Annotated in this window: 1 protein-coding gene; it reads left to right on the forward strand. The window is 64.8% G+C overall.

The annotated features are described in order from the left end of the window. Positions 1-12: 12 nt before the first annotated feature. Positions 13-472: FHIPEP family type III secretion protein (locus KVT39_RS36530; RefSeq protein WP_306795635.1), on the forward strand; the 460-nt coding region annotated here is incomplete at its 3' end.

A 472-nucleotide genomic window follows, 5' to 3' on the forward strand; every position in this document is an offset into this window, starting at 1 on the left:
GGCGGCGAGGCGATGGCCGGCGACAAGGTGGCGCTGCTGATCAATCAGATTCGGTCCGCCGAGTTCGTGCTGCATTTCGACCTGGTGCGCGTGATCAATTATTCCGACGAGGCCGCCGCGCTTGGCGTGCAGCCTGTCTTCAGCGTCCAGGGCGACAGCCGGTGCGCCTGGGTGCGCCCTGCGGACGGCGAAAAGCTGGCAAAGGTGGGGTACCAGCTGCGTCCGGCGCTGGACGAGCTCTATCACACATTAGCGGCGCTGCTGGCTCGCCACGTCAATGAATATTTCGGCGCCCAGGAAACCAAGCACATGCTGGACCAACTGGAAGCAGAATGCCCAGCCCTCCTCAAGGAAGTGCAGCGCCACGCCACGGTGCAGCGCGTCGCGGAGGTGTTGCAGCGCCTGCTCGCGGAGCGCATCTCGGTGCGCAACATGAAATTGATCATGGAAGCGCTGGCGCGGTGGGCGCCGC

It is taken from the genome of Burkholderia sp. GbtcB21, from assembly GCF_019091065.1.
Lineage (GTDB): Bacteria > Pseudomonadota > Gammaproteobacteria > Burkholderiales > Burkholderiaceae > Burkholderia > Burkholderia pyrrocinia_C.